The organism is Lysinibacillus fusiformis (assembly GCF_002845985.1).
Lineage (GTDB): Bacteria > Bacillota > Bacilli > Bacillales_A > Planococcaceae > Lysinibacillus > Lysinibacillus fusiformis_D.
Map to the genome: position 1 here is coordinate 804,186 of NZ_PDFK01000002.1, position 18,140 is coordinate 822,325.

Consider the following 18,140-nt stretch of genomic DNA (forward strand, 5'->3'; position numbering starts at 1 on the left):
GTTTTTTAGCTTGTTCTTTTATTTTTCTACAAACTCTAATTTGTCTTTAAACGCTATAAATAATATGATAAATATGTAAGGTACTACTTACCTTACACTCTGTCTCCGTAAGCAGAACAGAGGAGGAATTACTTTGGCGAGAAATCCCCAAATCAAAGAGTACACATTAAAAGATGGCGAAAAGCGTTTTATGTTTAAGTTTTACCTTGGTACAGATTCATTAACTGGAAAGCCTTTAACTACTACTCGACGTGGTTTTAAATCACGTAATGAAGCTCAAGATGCTATGAATCAGTTACAGCTCGAGGTATACAGTGGCACATATAAAAAACAACAATATGAAACGTATCAAGATATTTATAACATGTGGGTTGAGCAGTACGAAAACAGCGTTGAAGAAAGTACATTTGTAAAAACTATTGGTATCTTTAAAAATCACATTTTACCTGCTATGGGTACTTATAAAGTTGACAAGATTGATATTGCAACTTGCCAAAAGCATGTAAATCAGTGGGCTAAAAAGCTAAAGCGGTTTCGCATGGTTAAGTCCTATGCTGCAAAAGTTCTCGATTATGCGATTAAACATGGCTACATTGATAAAAATCCTTTTACATTGGTTGAGATGCCTAAGAAGCGAAAGCAAATCGTTTTAGATGAGGCAGAATTTGAAAACTTTTACGAACGAGAACAATTAATAAAACTACTTCAAAGCTTTGAACAGCAAGATAATCTAATGGTTTATACAATATTTCATGTATTGAGCTATTCAGGTATGCGTAAAGGCGAGTTATTAGCACTGACGTGGAATGATATCAACTTTGAACGAAGTGAAATTCGTATTAACAAAGCGATTTCACGCGGCAAGGATTGTCAATTGTACCTGAAGACAACTAAAAATGGTGTAGTGCGAACAATTAAAATGGATGAAACGTCAATGTCTTTACTATTAAAATGGAAGTTCCAGCAAAGTAAGATTTATTTAGAAAAAGGCATTAATACATCTAATAAAAAACAACTCGTATTTAGCAATAAACATAACCGCTTCATCCAACCTGTTCAAACGCAAAAGTGGCTCCATAAAGTAATTGATAAATACAAGCTTCAGCCTATTACTACACATGGTTTACGCCATACCCATTGCTCACTATTATTTGAAGCGGGTGCAAGTATTAAAGAAGTACAGGAAAGGCTAGGACATACAGATGTTAAAACGACAATGGACATTTATACGCATGTAACCAAGAAAACCAAAGCTAGCACAATTGAAAAGTTTGATGCATACATCAATTCACGCTAATTCTTTGACCCAATTTTGACCTAGTTTGACCCCAAAAATGACCCAAAACCGTTTGATATCAGTTTAAAGTTTTTGAAATAAAAAAAGCGCCAAACCCTTGATATATCAAGGAATTTGACACTTTTTGAAACTATATTGTTTCCAATGTATGGAGACGGCGGGAGTCGAACCCGCGTCCAAAGACTCCAATACTTCAGCTTCTACGCGTGTAGTTTGCCTATTTAGGATTCACGTAACATTATGCCGACAAACAGGCGTCCTGTACGCTAACCTGGAAATCTCTTGTCGATGACTCAGGTGGTACCATCGACCGTATCCCACTAAAGTTGGGCCCCACGTTCTCTACATGGGCGATAGAGAGGCAGAGCGCTTACGAGCTTACGCTGCGAAAGCTAAGTTTTGTTGTTTGCCAGTTATTATATAACTGTCGTTGATGACGGAGCCGAGCCCTCCGACGCGCGACTAAAGCTTGAACCATCCCTGTCGAATCCGTAACGTCCCCTTGATATATGAATCAAAGCGGTTGGGCTTCGTTCAAACAAAGAGCTAGAATTGCTTCTAGTACGGTGGGAGCTTAAAGTACGCTTCCATGAAATCTGGCAATCAGTAATACATATTATAAAACAAAACTAGCGATAGTTCAAGTATCCCGCTATTGTATAAAAAATTGGCTTAAATACCTAGGATATCCGCTAGATTGGGCTTTCTATCCATCACTTTTGTTGTTCTATCCACCACATTTCAATCTCTCTCCGTCACTTTCGCCGTTCTATCCGCCTCGCCCAGCATCAACACCTAAAAAAGCTCACCAACAACAAGGTGAGCTTTCTCGAAATCTATTAATATTGATTTTTTGATTTGAAGGTACGTTCCATTTCGCGTTTGGCTTCTTTTTTGCGCATGTCGTTACGTTTATCGTAGTCTTTTTTTCCTTTGCCGACGCCGATTAAAAGCTTGGCATAGCCGTCTTTGATGTACATTTTCAATGGAACAATTGTGTAGCCGTCACGCTTTACGGCACCGACTAGCTCGCCGATTTGCTTTTTATGGAGCAGCAGCTTGCGGGCGCGTAGTGGGTCGTGATTGAAACGGTTGCCTTGATCGAAGGGGCTGACATGCATGTTGCTAATCCATGCTTCGCCATTGGTGATTCGGACATAGGAGTCCTTTAGTTGGGCCTTGCCTGCACGGATGGATTTGATTTCTGTGCCGGTTAGGACCATGCCTGCTTCGATTGTTTCCTCAATAAAGTAATCATGTCCAGCTTTTTTGTTTTGTGCTAATACTTTTCCAGAACCTTTTGCCATATTCTTCACCCTCTACTTAAAGGTTGAGCATTAGCGAAAGCATCCTTACTTAGGACACTTTCGCTAATGCTTATTTACGTTTTGATTTTTTCTTTTTGTTTTTCTTTGCAATGCCCTCATAGAACTTTTGCTTTTGTTTCACGCGTTTTTTAGGACCTGGGCTTGAGTCTTCTTTGCGGCGACCACGCGGGTCACGATCGCTTTCACGACGTTCACCTTGCTTGGCGCTACGACTTCCACGGTCATCCTCTTGGCGACCGCCTCTACGGTTGCCACCGCGTCCGCCTTTTTCTTCGTCGCTGCGTGTGCTTCGTTGACTGCGTCCACCCTTGTTATCACTATAATTTTTACGTGCATGGATGACAGTAGGAGCTGCTTTACGTGTTCGTCCATATGAAGTTACCATTCCAACGATTTCAAAGTCAATGGATGACTCCTCAATAATGACATTGGCAACACGGACTGTCACTTCATCACCAATACGGAATTGACGATTTGTTCGTTCACCAATCATAATCATTTGACGATCATCGAAGCGGTAGTAATCATCTGTCATATTACTGATGTGAACAAGTCCTTCGATTGTGTTTGGCAGCTCCACGAAAATACCGAAGTTTGTAATGGATGAAACGATCCCTTCGAATTCCTCGCCAATTTTATCAGACATGTACTGTGCTTTTTTCAGAGCGTCCGTATCACGTTCTGCATCAACAGCACGACGTTCACGCTCAGAAGTATGGTCAGCAATTTCATCCATTGCCATACTCCACTGTGCAATCGTTTCTCTAGAAGTATCCTTATTAATTATATACGTACGAATTAAACGATGTACGATTAAGTCTGGATAACGACGAATTGGTGATGTGAAGTGTGTATAGAAATCCGTTGATAAGCCAAAGTGACCAAGGCTTTCAGGATAATATTTTGCCTGTTGCATCGAGCGTAGTAGCATTGTTGAAATAACGGGCTCCTCTGGCATACCATCAATGGCTTTTAAAACATCTTGCAGTGCCTTGGGATGCACTGTATTACCAGTACCTTTAATTAAAATACCGAAGTTCGTAACAAATTCAAAGAAGCGTTGGAGCTTTTCAGGCTTTGGATCTTCGTGAATACGGTATAGGAACGGTACATTCATCCAGTGGAAGTGCTCTGCAACTGTTTCATTGGCAGCAAGCATGAAATCCTCAATTAGCTTCTCCGCTACTGTACGTTCACGTAATTCAATATCAACTGGCCAGCCTTCTTCATTGACAAGGACTTTGGATTCTTTAAAGTCAAAGTCAATCGCCCCTCGTGTTTCACGTTTACGACGTAATATACCAGATAGCTCAGCCATATTTTTAAACATTGGCACAAGTGGCTCGTAGCGTTCGATTAGTGCCTCATCCTGCTCCTCTAAAATCATGTAAACGTCCTTATATGTCATACGCTCTGTCGTTTTAATGACACTTTGGAAAATTTCGTGTGAAATGACATTACCATTCCCATCAATAATCATTTCACAGGATAATGTTAGACGGTCAACTTGTGGATTTAATGAACAAATACCGTTTGATAGACGATGTGGAATCATTGGGATTACACGGTCTGTTAAATAAACACTTGTTGCACGGTCATAAGCTTCGATGTCAATGACTGAGCCTTGCGTAACATAGTAACTAACGTCTGCAATATGTACGCCAAGCTTGTAAGTACCATCTACATTTTTCGTTACGGTTACCGCATCATCCAAGTCTTTTGCGTCTGCACCATCAATTGTCACGATCGTTTCATGTCGCAAATCACGACGACCTACTAAATCTGCCTCTGTAATTTCATCTGGGACGCGTTGAGCAGCTGCGATGACTTCGTCTGGGAATTCAGGTGGAATGTCGTGCTTATATAAGATTGATAAAATATCCACACCTGGATCATTTTTATGCCCTAAAATTTTGGTAATATAGCCTGTTGCGGATTTTAAATCCTCTGGCCATGTCGCAACCTCAACAACAACCTTATGACCGTCAACAGCTCCTAATGTGTCTCCCTTTGCGATAAAGATATCCATCGGTAGCTTTTTATCGTCTAAGACAACAAAGCCAAAGCCTCGATTAGCCTGGAATGTGCCGACAAAGCTTGTTTGACCACGCTCGACGACCTTTGTGACAGTCCCTTCTCGTCGGTCCCCAAATGATTCTTTTAAGACACGAATTAAAACGATGTCTCCATTAATCGCACCATTAATTTCATGCGGTGGAATGAATACATCATCCATGCCCTCGACATCAGGTGTCACAAAACCGAAGCCCTTCGCATGTCCGATAAATTTACCTCTTAGCAAATTCATACGCTCTGGTAGACCATAACGATTGGAGCGAGAACGCACAACTAAGCCTTGCCCTTCCATACGGACAAGGGTTTTGACAAGCTCCTTGAACTCCTCAGCATCCTCAAAACCGAATTCATCCTCGATTTCACCGACAGTTAATGGTTTATAATCATCTTTGCTGAAAAAATCGAGTAAACGACTTTGTAGTGTATCTTTTTGGTCTTTCATACATATTCCCTCCTTCATGAGAAAATCCTATTTATAATTATTGTGCCCAATTTAGGCTTTCTAAAAAGCGATAAATATCTTCATGTAATTGATCTTTTTCTTGATCCAATGTAATAACATGTTTTGAGTTTTCATACCACTTGATATGCTTTTCAAGTGACTCAGTTTGATTATATATAATGTTGGCAGATTCTGTCTCTATTACTTCATCATTTGTAGCTTGTATGACAAAAATAGGCGCATAAATCATGTCAATTTCTTGTCGTGTACGGGCAATAAATTCACGTAGCTCCTGTAGAGATGGCATCCCTTTTTCAGCAATGAGTGCTACTTCTGCTTCAATTTGCTCATCTTGTTTTCCTAAGAACTTTTTATAATCCCTTGCATATTTCAAGACACCCTCAAACATAATGTCTGTTGTACGCATTGTCATAGGGGCGCACATTGTGACAATTCCTTTAACAGGATTATTTAGTGCCACGTTTAGTGTCATCACACCGCCTAATGAAAGACCAGCGACAGCAATTTCTTGATAGCCAGCATCCTGTAACTGTTTGTAGGCGGCAACGACATCCTGCCACCAGTCTGCTGGACCTGTTGTGATTAGTTCTTCTGGTTCCACACCGTGACCTTTATAGTGAGGTGCCAAAGTAGTATACCCTTTTTTCTCTAAAAATCTACCAAGCATTCGTACATCTGCAGAGCTACCAGTAAAGCCGTGTAATAATAATACAGCACGTGGTCCTGCTTGAAAGAAAAATGGCTGTGATAATGATTTGTTCATTGTAAGCACTCCTTCATCCTAAAACACTCATCCATACTATACCCATTATAGCCATCTCGATTATGTCTAGCGAATAACAAGTTGGATTGTAAATTACAATTCAATTTTTGCTATGGAGAGAGAATTTACCATTTAGTTTTAATAAAAGAAAACGCCCAACCAATTTGGTTAGGCGATATATCTTCAACTATTAGATTTTTGTAATAGCAACTGCTAAAATGAAAAATAGTATAGCTAACACAATTGTTGCACGGTGAAGGATTAAATCCATACCACGTGCTTTTTGCTTTCCAAATAGTTGCTCAGCTCCACCCGAGATGGCACCTGATAAGCCTGCACTTTTACTAGATTGAAGTAATACCACAACGATCAACGCTAATGATACGATAACTAATGAAACTAATACTACTGTATGCATTCACTGCACCTCCCGAACTTTGAAACATCACAACACCTTTTAGTATAACAAAAAGTGGATTATGTGACAACTTTCATGATGAAATCATTTACAAGCTCTATTGAAAATTTACTAGAATCTTGAATTTTCCCAATTTCCTCGTATGGTCAGGTCGCAGTTAGTATACATGCTCTCTTGTGGTACTGTATTCAACGTGGTGACTATCAGCTATGATGTATGGACTTTCTTGACAGTAAATAGTGCTATTACCATGAATATGGCACAGCAGGCAAATAGACTAACTAAAAAAATCCCACCTACCAAATAACCCCAATATTCCACAAGTGAACCAAAAACCGGTGGAATTAAAAATACACCTATGGATGCCACCATTATACTAAACCCACTTGCAAAACCACTCATCGATTTTTCTACACTTTCAACAGCTAGCGTCATCCATATACCATTAAAGCCCGCAAGAGAAAAACCTATAATTGCTATACACATCACTATAAAAAAGGTGGAATAGGTAAAATACATAAGGATTATCCCATTTGCGCTTAGTATAGTAATGATTAATAATACAGCCCATCGATTTTTATTAAAAAATTTATCACTAATAATCCCCCACAACACTCGCCCACTTGCCCCACTAATTTCAGAAATAGCCAAGCATATGCCAGCACTATAAATGGGCCAGTCCTTTATTTCATATAAAAATAATATAATGTAGGTGTTAAATGTCATTTGAATACCCATTAAGATGAATGCTGAGCTATTCGTAAAAAAGAGCCATTTTGAATGAAGGAAAATGCGTAATTGCTGACGTAAAGGCAATTTAGTAGCTATCTCAGTTTGTGAATCTTCTTTTGTTTTTAATACAAAAGGCATTATGAAACTAAACATTAATAATACTACTGCCGCTACAGACAATGTATAACGCCAACCAATGAAAGCTACTAATGGAATCAGGACAACACTCGAGCCTGCTGAACCTAGCGTAATAGACATCTGTTTTAACCCCATTAGCAATGAAACTTGATTTACTGGAAGTATGTTCATAAGGAAACGATTTGTAACAGGATGCATTCCTCCATAACCCATCCCTGCTAGTACAACAAATACTAAGGCCAACGTATAATTGTCTATCCAAGCAAAGCTTAAAAAGCCTGTTCCAACAATAATCATCAAACAAACCATTATTTTACGGGTACTCAATCGATCTGCTAAATAGCCAACTAGCAATGTTGCTATAAATTGACCAATAAAAAGAGCAGTTGGAAGAAATCCTAACTGCCCTTTATTCAATGATAAGTCTGCACTAATATAGAACATTAGAGGACTAATGCTTCTCCCAACAAAGGCAGTTAAAAATTGAGCAATGATGATCCACATTGCAATAAGTTTCATCTGTTGCATAATCCATCAAAACCACCTTTTACGCTCGATGAGCCAATTCATTTCCACCTAATACAGTGGTCGATTTTTTCAAGTGTGTTGTGATTAGCCTACTTTAACTATTACTATTAAAGTTGTGGTTGATTCCCGCTACGGGATGCTCGTTTTCAGGGCAAGCAGAAGTCGTGCATCCTCCTCCACAAATAACTAAAAAAATGTAGTATCATATATTAATTGACTATAAAAGCAACCATAAGATAACCTAATATTCTCCTAATTAACGTACCTGCTACTCCCTACATCCCCAACCATCTTGGTACGAATAATACAAGGTCTGGAATATATGTTAGGAATAGTAGCACGATAAAGGAAATAACAATAAAAGGAAAAACACTCTTTACTAGCGTTTCAAACTTCACTTTTGCCATCGATGATACGATGAAAAGTCCTGTCCCTACTGGCGGTGTTAATAAGCCTAACGTTAAGTTAATACAAATGATGACTCCAAAATGCACCGGGTCAATATTAAATGCTATTACGAGTGGCATCATGACAGGTACTAGAATAATTAATGCGGCAATTCCATCTAGTATCATGCCGATTAGTAACAATGCTAAATTCACTAATAATAAGAATACCCATGGACTTTCTGTAATGTTTAACATATTTTCTACTAACAATTGTGGAATTCGTTCAAAGGCAATCATCCATCCAAAAATATTGGCCATAATAATTAAATATGTTACTGTAGCTGTATTTGTCACCGTATTGATTAGCATTTTAGGGAGCTTTTTGATATTTAACTCTCTATAGACAAATAAACCGACAATTACTGCTAGTAAACAAGCGATAGCAGCAGATTCTGTTGCTGTAAATACACCTGTTAGAATACCTACAACAATTGTAATGGGTATTAATAGTGCTGGGATTACTTTTAATGACTTGCTTCGAATATCTGCCCACGAAGCCCGTTCACTTTTCGGGAATTGTTGTTTATAGCCCATATAAGAAATAACTAAAATAAAAACAAGACCATAAATAATCCCTGGGAGAATCCCAGCCATAAATAGAGCGCCAACAGATGTACTTGATAACGTACCGTAAATAATGAAAATCATACTTGGTGGAATAATAGGTGCGATAATAGAAGATGCTAATGTTATAGACGCTGCGAATTCACGTTTATAGCCTTCCTTCTCCATTTGCGGTACCATTACTTTACTCATCATTGCAGCTTGAGCATTTGCTGAACCTAGAATCGATGCTAAAAACATATTAGCAATAACTGTCACATAGGCCAGCCCTCCCCTAAAATGCCCAAAAAGGACACGAGCAAATTGAACAAGCCTCGTTGTAATACCGCCCTCATTCATAATTTCACCCATTAACATGAATAACGGAATCGCTAATAGGCCAAAATTTTCAAGCCCTGAATACATACGTAATGGTGTAGAATCTAATAATGTCACCTGACCATTTAAGATGAAATAAATAACTGTCGTAATACCAAGCACCATTGAGATGGGAATACCAATGATAAGTAAAAGAAAGAAAATAACGAGTACAATATAAGTCATGTATTTTCTCCTTCTCTATTTTTAAGTGTGTCAATTAAATGTGAAAGAAGATGAATTGCTGCAAAAATTAATCCTATAAATACTGCACTATAAGGAATCCACATTGGTAATTGTAAGGAGCTCGATTTTTGTAGCAACATGGCAGGATTCATCATCCATTTGTAAGCGTAATAGATTAATATAAATAAGAACGCAATCATCATGCAATCCTGAACAATTTTAAAAATCCTTTTACTACGCTTAGATACAGCATCATATAAAAATGTAACTGAAGCCTGAGTACCATATTTCAGACCCCAGCTTCCTCCAATAAACGAAGTCCATATTAATAAGAAAATCGAAACTTCACCAGCCCAAGGGATGGGATCTTTAAAGAAATAACGAAAAATAACCGCAAATATCATTAAGATAGCAAGCGCAGCCATTAAAATGATCATCAGTAGTTCTTCGATTTTAGTAATAACTTGACTAATTTTCGCCATCTAGCCATTCCCCCATTTACTTACGGAATTCATTAATAAACTGTTTAATTAAAGCAGATTTTGCACTATACTCGGCGTCAAATGCTTCGATTTGCTCTTTAAATACATCTGCCCCCAACTCATAAACAGTCATTCCTTGACTGGCAAGTTCTTTTTTGAATTCTTCTTCTTGTCCAACTCGTGTTTCTACTGCATAAGCTATTGCTGCTTGTAAGGATTCATTAATGATTTTTTGAGCATTTTCAGATAATCCATCAAACATTCCCTCATTTGCTACGACAATTGATGGCCATACCATGTGGTTTGTTACAGCTACATACTTGGCTACTTCGGAGTATTTATTTGTGATTGTCGCATCTAAATCCATATCCATTCCGTCAATAACGCCTGTTTGTAATGCTGAATATACTTCTGGTAATGGTAATCCTTCTGGTGCAGCTCCCGCATCTTTATAAAATTTTTGGAGCGGTGGACTTGGTGTTACTCGCATTTTTAAACCTGCTAAATCCGAAGCTTTTTTAACTTCTTTTGATTTCAATACCATCGTACGTTGACCAGCGAAAAGGTAATCCAACCCTTTTAATCCTGTTCCGTCTACTTTTCCTAAAATCTCACGTGCAATATCGGTATGACTTGCATCTGAAGCTTCTTGTAAATTTTCAAACGTGTATGGTGCGAACCATGCAGCCATCTCAGGTGTGCGCGTACTTAAAAAAGCGGCTGTAATAAAAGCAAAGTCTATCGAGCCTGCCTCTACTTGTTGTACCATGTCCGCTTCAGTCCCTAATTGACTTGCAGGGTAAATTTCAAGCTCCATTTTGCCATCTGAGCGTGCCTTTAATTCTTCATTAAATTTTTCAGCAGCTTTATGCCACATATGATCTGTTGATGTAATATGGGCAAGCTTAAATTTCTTCTTTGGAATATCTTCATCCGAACTAGTTGCTGACACAGCTGATTTATTGTCCGTCTTTGCATCTGTTTCATTTGTTGTGTTTGAGTTACCACAAGCTGCCAAAACGAATAAAAGTGCGAATAAACAACTAACTAGCATAAACTTTAGCGGTTTTTTTATCATAAAATATCCCCTCTATTTTTGATTTAATATGTTGCATTGGTTATGGCTCCGCCTTCGTCTTTCCACTAATTCCCCAATGAACGGGTGGCACTTCTATTAAAATAACTCTTACACTATCAATTGGAACTCGTGCCGTTTGAACAATGGTAGTTGTAACTTCTTGTATAATTTTTTTCTTTTGCTCCACAGACCGTCCTTCTAATAACTGAATTTGAACAATTGGCATATTTAGTCCCCGCTACTTCACAACTAATGTTAGCTTGCCAAGTGTCCCATAGTCTGCTTCTATTTCATCACCAGCTTTTACTGGAATTGCATCTGTTATGCCACCTGTTAAAACGAGTTGACCAGGCAAAATACCTCTACCTTCTTTTGCTAACATCGTTAATAATTCAATGACCGAATAAATGGGATGACCAAGTACCGCAGCTCCTGTACCATGTAGTTTCTCTTCTCCATTTTGTTTCAAAATGACTTCTATAGAAGCCCAATCACATGTATAAGGTGAAAATGCTTGCGCACTCAGCCAAATTTTCGATGAAGAAGCATTATCAGCTATTACATCAGGTAAAGTAAATGAAAAGTTTTTATAGCGACTGTCAATGACTTCAAGTGCTAGAAATACGTTTTCAATCGCATCCCATACTCCTAATGGTGTTAAATCCGCACCTTGTAGCTCTTTTTTAAAAACAAAGGCTACCTCTGCTTCCACACGTGGATGAATATATTCAGCAGCTATAATTTCATTTGTCCTAAGATTCATTTGTGAGGTTAAACGCCCATAAATTGGAGAATCCACCCCTACTTGTTGCTGTTTAGCAATGCTTGTTAGACCCATTTTCCAACCGATAAACCGATTGTCAGCTGTCATCGTTTTTTCCATACTAATTTTTTGAATCTCATAGGCTTCTTCTACTGTCAAATTTGGTTTTGAGTTAGTAATCTTTTCAACTGCCTCTTTTGTTGCTTGTGCTTCCGCCACCCGCTCAGCATATTCAAATAAAGACACTATGCACTCCCCACTTTCTGTTGTGCAATTTTTTGTGCTACTTCAATGATCGTATCCTCTTGTCCACCTACAACATTTAATTTGCCTAACTCTACTAAAATATCTCTAGCATCAACACCCACTTTTTCAGCAGCTATATTGGCATGACGTAAAAAGCTTGAATATACGCCTGCATAGCCCATTACTAAACTACCTGTCGTAATATCTTGTGGATGTGGCAAAATATTGGCACGAACATAATCAGCCAGATCGAGTATTTGGTATAAATCTATGCCTGTTTCAATACCCATGCGATTTAATACTGCGACCAATACCTCAGTTTGTGTATTGCCTGCTCCTGCACCTAAACAACAAATACTGCCATCGATACGTGTAGCACCTTCTTGAATCGCTACAAGTGTATTGGCAACAGCCAGAGACAAATTATTATGCGCATGAAAACCAATCTCAATGTTTAAATGAGCACGTAATAAACGAATACGATTCTGTACATCAGACGGTAGCATAGCCCCTGCTGAGTCCGTAACATACACGGCATCAGCCCCATATGATTCCATTAACAACGCCTGCTCTAATACTTTTTCAGGTGATGCAGAATGTGACATCATTAAAAACCCAAATGCCTCCATCCCTAGTGCTTTCGCTGTTTCAATATGTTGCTTTGATACATCTGCCTCCGTTACATGTGTAGCAACACGAACAACTCGAGCACCTGCCTCATAAGCCTCTTTCAAATGATGTATTGTGCCAATTCCAGGAATAAGCAAAACCGTTATTTTAGAATCTCCAGCAACTTCTGCTGCCGCTCTAATTAACGCAATATCATGCTCTTTAGAAAAACCATATTGAAGGGACGAGCCTCCTAAACCATCTCCATGCGTGACTTCAATATACGGTACACCGGCTTCACTTAATTGCTTCGTTACATAACGAACTTGCTCAGAAGAAAATTGATGGGCAACCACATGGCTACCATCACGAAGTGCAACCTCTGTTAAATAGATTTGACTCATCGCACTTCCACCTCCCTAACGCTCATTGTTTTTGCCATTTCTTCAGCCACCTTCAATCCAGCGGCCGTCATAATATCCAAATTTCCAGCATAGATCGGTAAATAATCTCCCAATCCCTCTACTTCAATAAATACGGTAACTTTCTTTCCATCTACAATCGGATCTAGCTTCAAGCGATAACCTGGTACATATTCATTTACTTTTGCGACCATATTTTTTATGGATTTAATAATCTCTTCCGAATTCGCTTCTTCTTCAAGGAGACATAACACCGTATCACGCATCAATAAAGGTGGCTCTGCTGGGTTTAAAATAATAATTGCCTTTCCTTTTTTTGCACCGCCAATCAGCTCAATTGCATTGGATGTTGTTTCTGTAAATTCATCGATATTAGCTCGTGTTCCTGGACCTGCACTTTTCGAAGCAATTGTTGCAACAATTTCAGCGTAATCAACACTTTGTACACGGCTAATGGCGTAGATGATTGGTATCGTCGCCTGACCTCCACACGTAATCATGTTTACAACAGGCTTTTCCATATGCTCTGTCAAATTCACCGTCGGTACAACAAATGGACCTACAGCGGCTGGCGTTAAATCTATTAGTCTTTTGTTTAAACCTTGTAAAGCTTTCACATGAGCAATATGTGCCTTTGCTGATGTTGCATCAAATAAAATATCCGCCAAATGTGGTTGCTCTAGAAATCCTTCAATCCCATTGGAAATCGTCTGAAAACCTGCCTCTTGTGCACGTCTTAAGCCATCTGATTCAGGATCAATGCCAATAAGTACTGACATCTCTAAGTACGGAGATCTTTGAATTTTCATCATTAAATCCGTACCAATATTACCTGAACCAATAATGCCCACTTTCATTTTTGTCATGGTAGCTTCCTCCCTTTACACAAACTCTAGTTCGACTGTACCTAATAGTTCACCGAAGTCGGCTGTGAACTTATCACCTTGTTCAGCATCCAATGCTGCCGATAAAGCACCTGATAATATAACTTCTCCTGCTTCAACACCAATATCGAAATCTGCTAGACAGTTTACAAGCCAAGCGACACAACTTGCTGGATTGCCTAAAACATCTTCTCCCTTTCCTTCATTCATAAACGCTCCATTTTTATAAAGCTGCATTTCGATTGCTGGTAAGTCAACATTGAAGACCTCACGTTTCACTTGACCTAGTACGTATTTTGCAGAGGAAGCATTATCTGCAATGGTATCGAGCAATTTTATTTGCCAATTGGCAATGCGACTATCTACGATTTCAAGACTAGCTACAATATAATCTGTTGCTTCAAGTACCTCCTTAACAGTGACATTAGGTCCCTTTAAAGGAGACTTCAGTACAAACGCAATTTCGCCTTCGACTTTCGGCTTTAAATAACTTGATCGCTCGGTTTTTCCTTCTGTAATTTCCATATTCGATAAAAGATGCCCATAATCTGGTTCATCCACGTTTAATAGATTTTGCATTGCTAAAGATGTCAAACCAATTTTTTTACCTGTAATTTTATGGCCGTTCAGTAACTTCCTATTAACGATTTCAAGTTGAATGGAGTAAGCATCTTTCAATGAAATATCTTTAGCTGATTGAGTAATCGGCTCAATGCCAATGCGTGTTCTTTCTGCTTCTAATAATTTGTTAGACCATTCAATTAGATTCACTACCATGCTTTCCCCCCAAGTTATAATTTAATTGTTACGTTTGAGACCTCGCAGTAGAATTCAAAGCTGTGTGCGCCACCTTCACGCCCGATTCCGCTATGTTTCATCCCACCAAATGGTGTTCGAAGATCTCTTAAATACCATGTATTTACCCAAACGATGCCTGACTCAATTTGACCTGCAACACGATGTGCACGTCTTAAATCATTTGTCCAAATAGTTGCACCTAAGCCGTAATTTGTATCATTTGCACGGGAAATCACGTCGTCTTCTGTATCAAAAGGTAATACTGTAACAACTGGGCCAAAAATTTCTTCGCGTACACAACGGTCCTGATCCGTTAAATCGGTAATAATTGTTGGCTCAATATAGTAGCCTTTATCGATAGTAGCTGGGCGACCACCGCCTGTAAGAATATTGCCACCCTCTTCTCTGGCAATTTGAATGTAACCCATTACTTTTTCATAATGCTCTTTCCCTACGACAGAGCCGATATCTGTCGTTGCATCAAATGGATCTCCAATTTTTAATTCTTTTGTACGAGCTACAAATTTCTCCACAAATTCTTTATAAATATCACGTTCTACATATATACGAGAACCACAGAGACACACTTGCCCTTGGTTTGTAAAGCTTGATTTTAACGTTGTTGCAAGAACTTCATCTAGGTCCGAATCTTTAAAAATAATAGTAGGATTTTTGCCCCCTAATTCAAATGAAACTTTTTTCAATGTAGGGGCAGCAGCCTTCATAATAGTAGTGCCTGTTTTAGTTTCCCCTGTAAATGTAATAGCATCTACATCAGGGTGTTCTGATAGAAAAGCACCTGCTGAATTCCCACCAAAACCGTGAACTAAATTTACAACACCATCTGGTATCCCCGCTTCTTGACATAATTCAACCAAGCGAGTAGCTGTCATTGGTGTAAGCTCCGCCGGTTTCATGACAGCAGTACTACCTGCTGCTAAGCAAGGGGCTAATTTCCAAGTTAAAAGTAGTAATGGTAAATTCCAAGGATTAATCATAGCCACGACACCTACTGGTCGTGTCACTGAATAATGAAGTGCCATATTGTCTTGGTTATAAGATTCATTGCCAAGTGAAGTAACGTAATCCGCAAAGAAGTGGAAATTATGTGCTGCACGTTTAATATCCATTTCTATCGCTAAATGATACGGTTTGCCTGTATCTATCGTTTCTAAAGCAGCAAGTTCTTCAACATTTTCTAAAATGAGGTCGCCAATACGTCGTAACAGTAGAGAGCGCTCTTTGACAGTGAATTTTCCCCACGGTCCTTTCAAAGCAGCTTTTGCAGATTGTACTGCTGCATCGACTTCTTCCCTAGTCGCTTCTGCTACCCATCCAATGACTTCTTCTGTAGCAGGATTTATATTTTCAAACACTTTCCCATCTATAGCGTCAATGAATTCACCGTTTATGAAATTACGACAATTAATACTTTTCGTTTTAAACGTTGCATGTTGCATCACTTTTCACTCCCTCAATTATGGAGCGACTTTAAGAAAAAGAGTGTTTTACCTTTTTCTCAAAGTCGCTTTTTGATTATTCTGAAATTTCCACAACCATTTCTATTTCAATGGCTGTATTATTAGGAAGTTGGGCCATCCCAACTGCTGAACGGGCATGTTTGCCTCGTTCTCCAAAAACATCCACTAGTAAATCTGATGCACCATTCATAACTTTTGGCTGTTGTGTAAAATCAGGCGTAGAATTGACCATCCCTAAAATTTTTACAATACGCTTCACCTTCGATAAATCACCTAATTCAGATTTCAATACAGATAACAGGTTAATCATCGATTGGCGACAAGCTGCATAGCCATCATTTACTGTTAAATCTTCACCTAATTTGCCATGATACTGATCGATACCTTGACCTGATGTAAAAATTAAATTACCTGTTCGTACACAACCAACGTAATTTCCAACTGCTTCCCTTGGCTCAGCAAGTTCTATTCCAAGCTCTTGCAAGCGTTCTTCAGGCGTTTTCACTTGATTTACCATTTAGAACCCTGCTCCTTTCTACATTTAAAAATGACATAGCGTTTTCACCTAGAATGGCTTTACGTACTTCTTCTGATAAGTCCAAGGTTTCATCTATGATTTTTCCAGGGTTAATTTCTCTTAGTAAAAATGGATAGTCTGATCCCATCATAATTTTCTCATGGCCAAAACGTTCAATTAAGTAATGTAGATTTTGTGATTCATATACTAATGAATCAAAGTAAAAATTTTTCGTGTAGTGGCTTGGAGGATATTTTGTACGTCTAAGGCTTGGCCAAACATCCCAACCTTGGTCTAGACGTGGAAGAATATAAGGGAATGATCCGCCACCATGGGCAAAACAAACCTTTAAATTCGGACACTTTTCCATTACACCACTCCACACCAAGCTCGCTGCCGCTAAAGCTGTTTCACTCGGCATGCCAATTGTATATAAAAAGTTATGTCTTGGTGTTCTCTCTTGTGCTAAGGTTTCCCAAGGATGAATAAAGAGCGGCATTTCATATTGTTCTGCCGCTTCAAAAAATGGCAGTAAATACTCGCTGTCCAAATTTTCTCCATTGATATTAGTGCCAATTTCAATTCCGGCTAGACCTATTTCTTTGCACCGTTTTAACTCCACAACAGCCGCTTTTGCATCTTGCAACGGTACAGTTCCTAGGCCGATAAAACGATCTGGATGTGCTTTAACAACATCTGCAATAAAGTTATTTTGGAATTGTGCAAGCTCTACCGCTTGTTCAATAGGTGCCCAATAAGAAAATGTGACAGGTACGGGTGAAATAACCTGCATATCTACACCCTCATGATCCATATCCTCAATGCGTTTTTTTGTGTCCCACACTTGATTGGTCACTTCCCTAAATACTTCACCACTTACCATAATATCCGCTCCACAAGAACATTTTTGCTCTAGAACAGGCCACTTATCATTATCATACTTACTAGCAAAATTCGGTAAATCTCTCGGATAAATATGTGTATGAAAATCGATTCTCATTGCCATTCACTTACAATCTCAGGCATTACATGTCCACAACTATCACATTGACGTAAATCTTTAGAAGCGTTGAAGTAATCAATACCATCTGAAATTTGTTTCCCAATGTTTGTTACTTGTACGCGTAGACGATACAATTCATGGTCACATTCACTGCATAGCCATACTAAATCCTCTAACTCGCCTTCTTTACGTTTTCTCTCCACGACAATTCCATATGTGTCTGCAACGCGGTGTGGTGAATGAGGGACGTTTGCTGGTAGCATAAACATTTCGCCTTCCTTCACTTCAATTACTTCACGTTTACCTTCATCATTAATAACCTCTACAAAACAAGAACCTTTAATTTGATAGAATAGTTCATCTGATGGGTCAACATGGAATTCACGACGAGCATTAGGGCCACCAAGCAACATAATTAAAAACTCAGAGTCTTCCCATAGCACTTTATTATTCACTGGCGGTTTTAGTAAATGCTTGTTCTCCTCAATGATTTTAAAAATGTTTTGAGAACGGGCTTGTAATTTACTTACTTGCGTTGAATTGGACATAATTGAATTC

Annotated in this window: 18 protein-coding genes and 1 other RNA gene; 1 reads left to right on the forward strand and 18 read right to left on the reverse strand. The window is 38.7% G+C overall.

Annotated features, from left to right (window positions below):
• Positions 1-133 precede the first annotated feature (133 nt).
• On the forward strand, positions 134-1,297 hold the full coding sequence (locus tag CRI88_RS09970) for a tyrosine-type recombinase/integrase (RefSeq protein WP_257982884.1): 1,164 nt from the start codon (positions 134-136) through the stop codon (positions 1,295-1,297).
• Positions 1,298-1,443: 146 nt separating this feature from the next.
• On the opposite strand, the gene ssrA is transcribed toward CRI88_RS09970, so the two are convergent.
• From ssrA to CRI88_RS10060, 18 genes are all read right to left on the reverse strand, one after another.
• Positions 1,444-1,799: a transfer-messenger RNA gene (ssrA, locus tag CRI88_RS09975) on the reverse strand.
• Between the two features lie 337 nt (positions 1,800-2,136).
• Positions 2,137-2,604: an SsrA-binding protein SmpB gene (smpB, locus tag CRI88_RS09980; protein WP_025116583.1), complete on the reverse strand. Its 468-nt coding sequence runs from the start codon at positions 2,602-2,604 to the stop codon at positions 2,137-2,139.
• Positions 2,605-2,674: 70 nt separating this feature from the next.
• The gene (gene rnr, locus CRI88_RS09985) at positions 2,675-5,143 is read right to left on the reverse strand and encodes a ribonuclease R (protein WP_058844381.1); all 2,469 of its coding nucleotides are present in this window, start codon (positions 5,141-5,143) and stop codon (positions 2,675-2,677) included.
• 37 nt (positions 5,144-5,180) lie between these two features.
• Complete coding sequence (locus CRI88_RS09990) at positions 5,181-5,927, reverse strand: alpha/beta hydrolase (RefSeq protein ID WP_101966573.1); 747 nt, start codon at positions 5,925-5,927, stop codon at positions 5,181-5,183.
• 190 nt (positions 5,928-6,117) lie between these two features.
• On the reverse strand, positions 6,118-6,345 hold the full coding sequence (secG, locus tag CRI88_RS09995; RefSeq protein ID WP_036116760.1) for a preprotein translocase subunit SecG: 228 nt from the start codon (positions 6,343-6,345) through the stop codon (positions 6,118-6,120).
• 207 nt (positions 6,346-6,552) lie between these two features.
• Positions 6,553-7,743, reverse strand: coding sequence for an MFS transporter (locus CRI88_RS10000; RefSeq protein ID WP_101966574.1), 1,191 nt, complete (start codon positions 7,741-7,743; stop codon positions 6,553-6,555).
• A gap of 275 nt (positions 7,744-8,018) precedes the next feature.
• A complete protein-coding gene (locus CRI88_RS10005) occupies positions 8,019-9,299 on the reverse strand; it encodes a TRAP transporter large permease (RefSeq protein ID WP_036116764.1) in 1,281 nt (426 codons plus the stop codon).
• Positions 9,296-9,781, reverse strand: a complete 486-nt coding sequence (locus CRI88_RS10010; RefSeq protein ID WP_036116766.1) for a TRAP transporter small permease — start codon at positions 9,779-9,781, stop codon at positions 9,296-9,298. Before CRI88_RS10010 ends, CRI88_RS10005 begins: the two co-directional genes overlap by 4 nt.
• Before the next feature lie 16 nt (positions 9,782-9,797).
• On the reverse strand, positions 9,798-10,859 hold the full coding sequence (locus CRI88_RS10015) for a TRAP transporter substrate-binding protein (RefSeq protein WP_082673735.1): 1,062 nt from the start codon (positions 10,857-10,859) through the stop codon (positions 9,798-9,800).
• A gap of 40 nt (positions 10,860-10,899) precedes the next feature.
• A complete protein-coding gene (locus CRI88_RS10020; protein WP_036116769.1) occupies positions 10,900-11,085 on the reverse strand; it encodes a 2-hydroxymuconate tautomerase in 186 nt (61 codons plus the stop codon).
• A 12-nt stretch (positions 11,086-11,097) separates the two neighbouring features.
• Positions 11,098-11,868: a 2-keto-4-pentenoate hydratase gene (locus CRI88_RS10025; protein WP_089933843.1), complete on the reverse strand. Its 771-nt coding sequence runs from the start codon at positions 11,866-11,868 to the stop codon at positions 11,098-11,100.
• Positions 11,868-12,881 carry a 4-hydroxy-2-oxovalerate aldolase gene (gene dmpG, locus CRI88_RS10030; protein ID WP_089933846.1) on the reverse strand — a complete coding sequence of 338 codons (1,014 nt, stop codon included), beginning with the start codon at positions 12,879-12,881 and terminating at the stop codon, positions 11,868-11,870. The genes CRI88_RS10025 and dmpG overlap by 1 nt, the downstream gene beginning before the upstream one ends.
• Positions 12,878-13,765 (reverse strand): acetaldehyde dehydrogenase (acetylating), encoded by an 888-nt coding sequence (locus tag CRI88_RS10035; protein WP_058844377.1) that lies wholly within the window; start codon positions 13,763-13,765, stop codon positions 12,878-12,880. The genes dmpG and CRI88_RS10035 overlap by 4 nt, the downstream gene beginning before the upstream one ends.
• A 15-nt stretch (positions 13,766-13,780) precedes the next feature.
• Positions 13,781-14,560, reverse strand: coding sequence for a 2-keto-4-pentenoate hydratase (locus CRI88_RS10040; RefSeq protein WP_089933849.1), 780 nt, complete (start codon positions 14,558-14,560; stop codon positions 13,781-13,783).
• 14 nt (positions 14,561-14,574) lie between these two features.
• Complete coding sequence (locus CRI88_RS10045) at positions 14,575-16,041, reverse strand: aldehyde dehydrogenase (protein WP_058844375.1); 1,467 nt, start codon at positions 16,039-16,041, stop codon at positions 14,575-14,577.
• 76 nt (positions 16,042-16,117) lie between these two features.
• A complete protein-coding gene (locus CRI88_RS10050) occupies positions 16,118-16,579 on the reverse strand; it encodes a RidA family protein (protein WP_089933853.1) in 462 nt (153 codons plus the stop codon).
• On the reverse strand, positions 16,554-17,585 hold the full coding sequence (locus CRI88_RS10055) for an amidohydrolase family protein (RefSeq protein ID WP_036121153.1): 1,032 nt from the start codon (positions 17,583-17,585) through the stop codon (positions 16,554-16,556). The genes CRI88_RS10050 and CRI88_RS10055 overlap by 26 nt, the downstream gene beginning before the upstream one ends.
• Positions 17,576-18,130, reverse strand: coding sequence for a 3-hydroxyanthranilate 3,4-dioxygenase (locus CRI88_RS10060; protein ID WP_089933856.1), 555 nt, complete (start codon positions 18,128-18,130; stop codon positions 17,576-17,578). Before CRI88_RS10060 ends, CRI88_RS10055 begins: the two co-directional genes overlap by 10 nt.
• Positions 18,131-18,140: the final 10 nt, after the last annotated feature.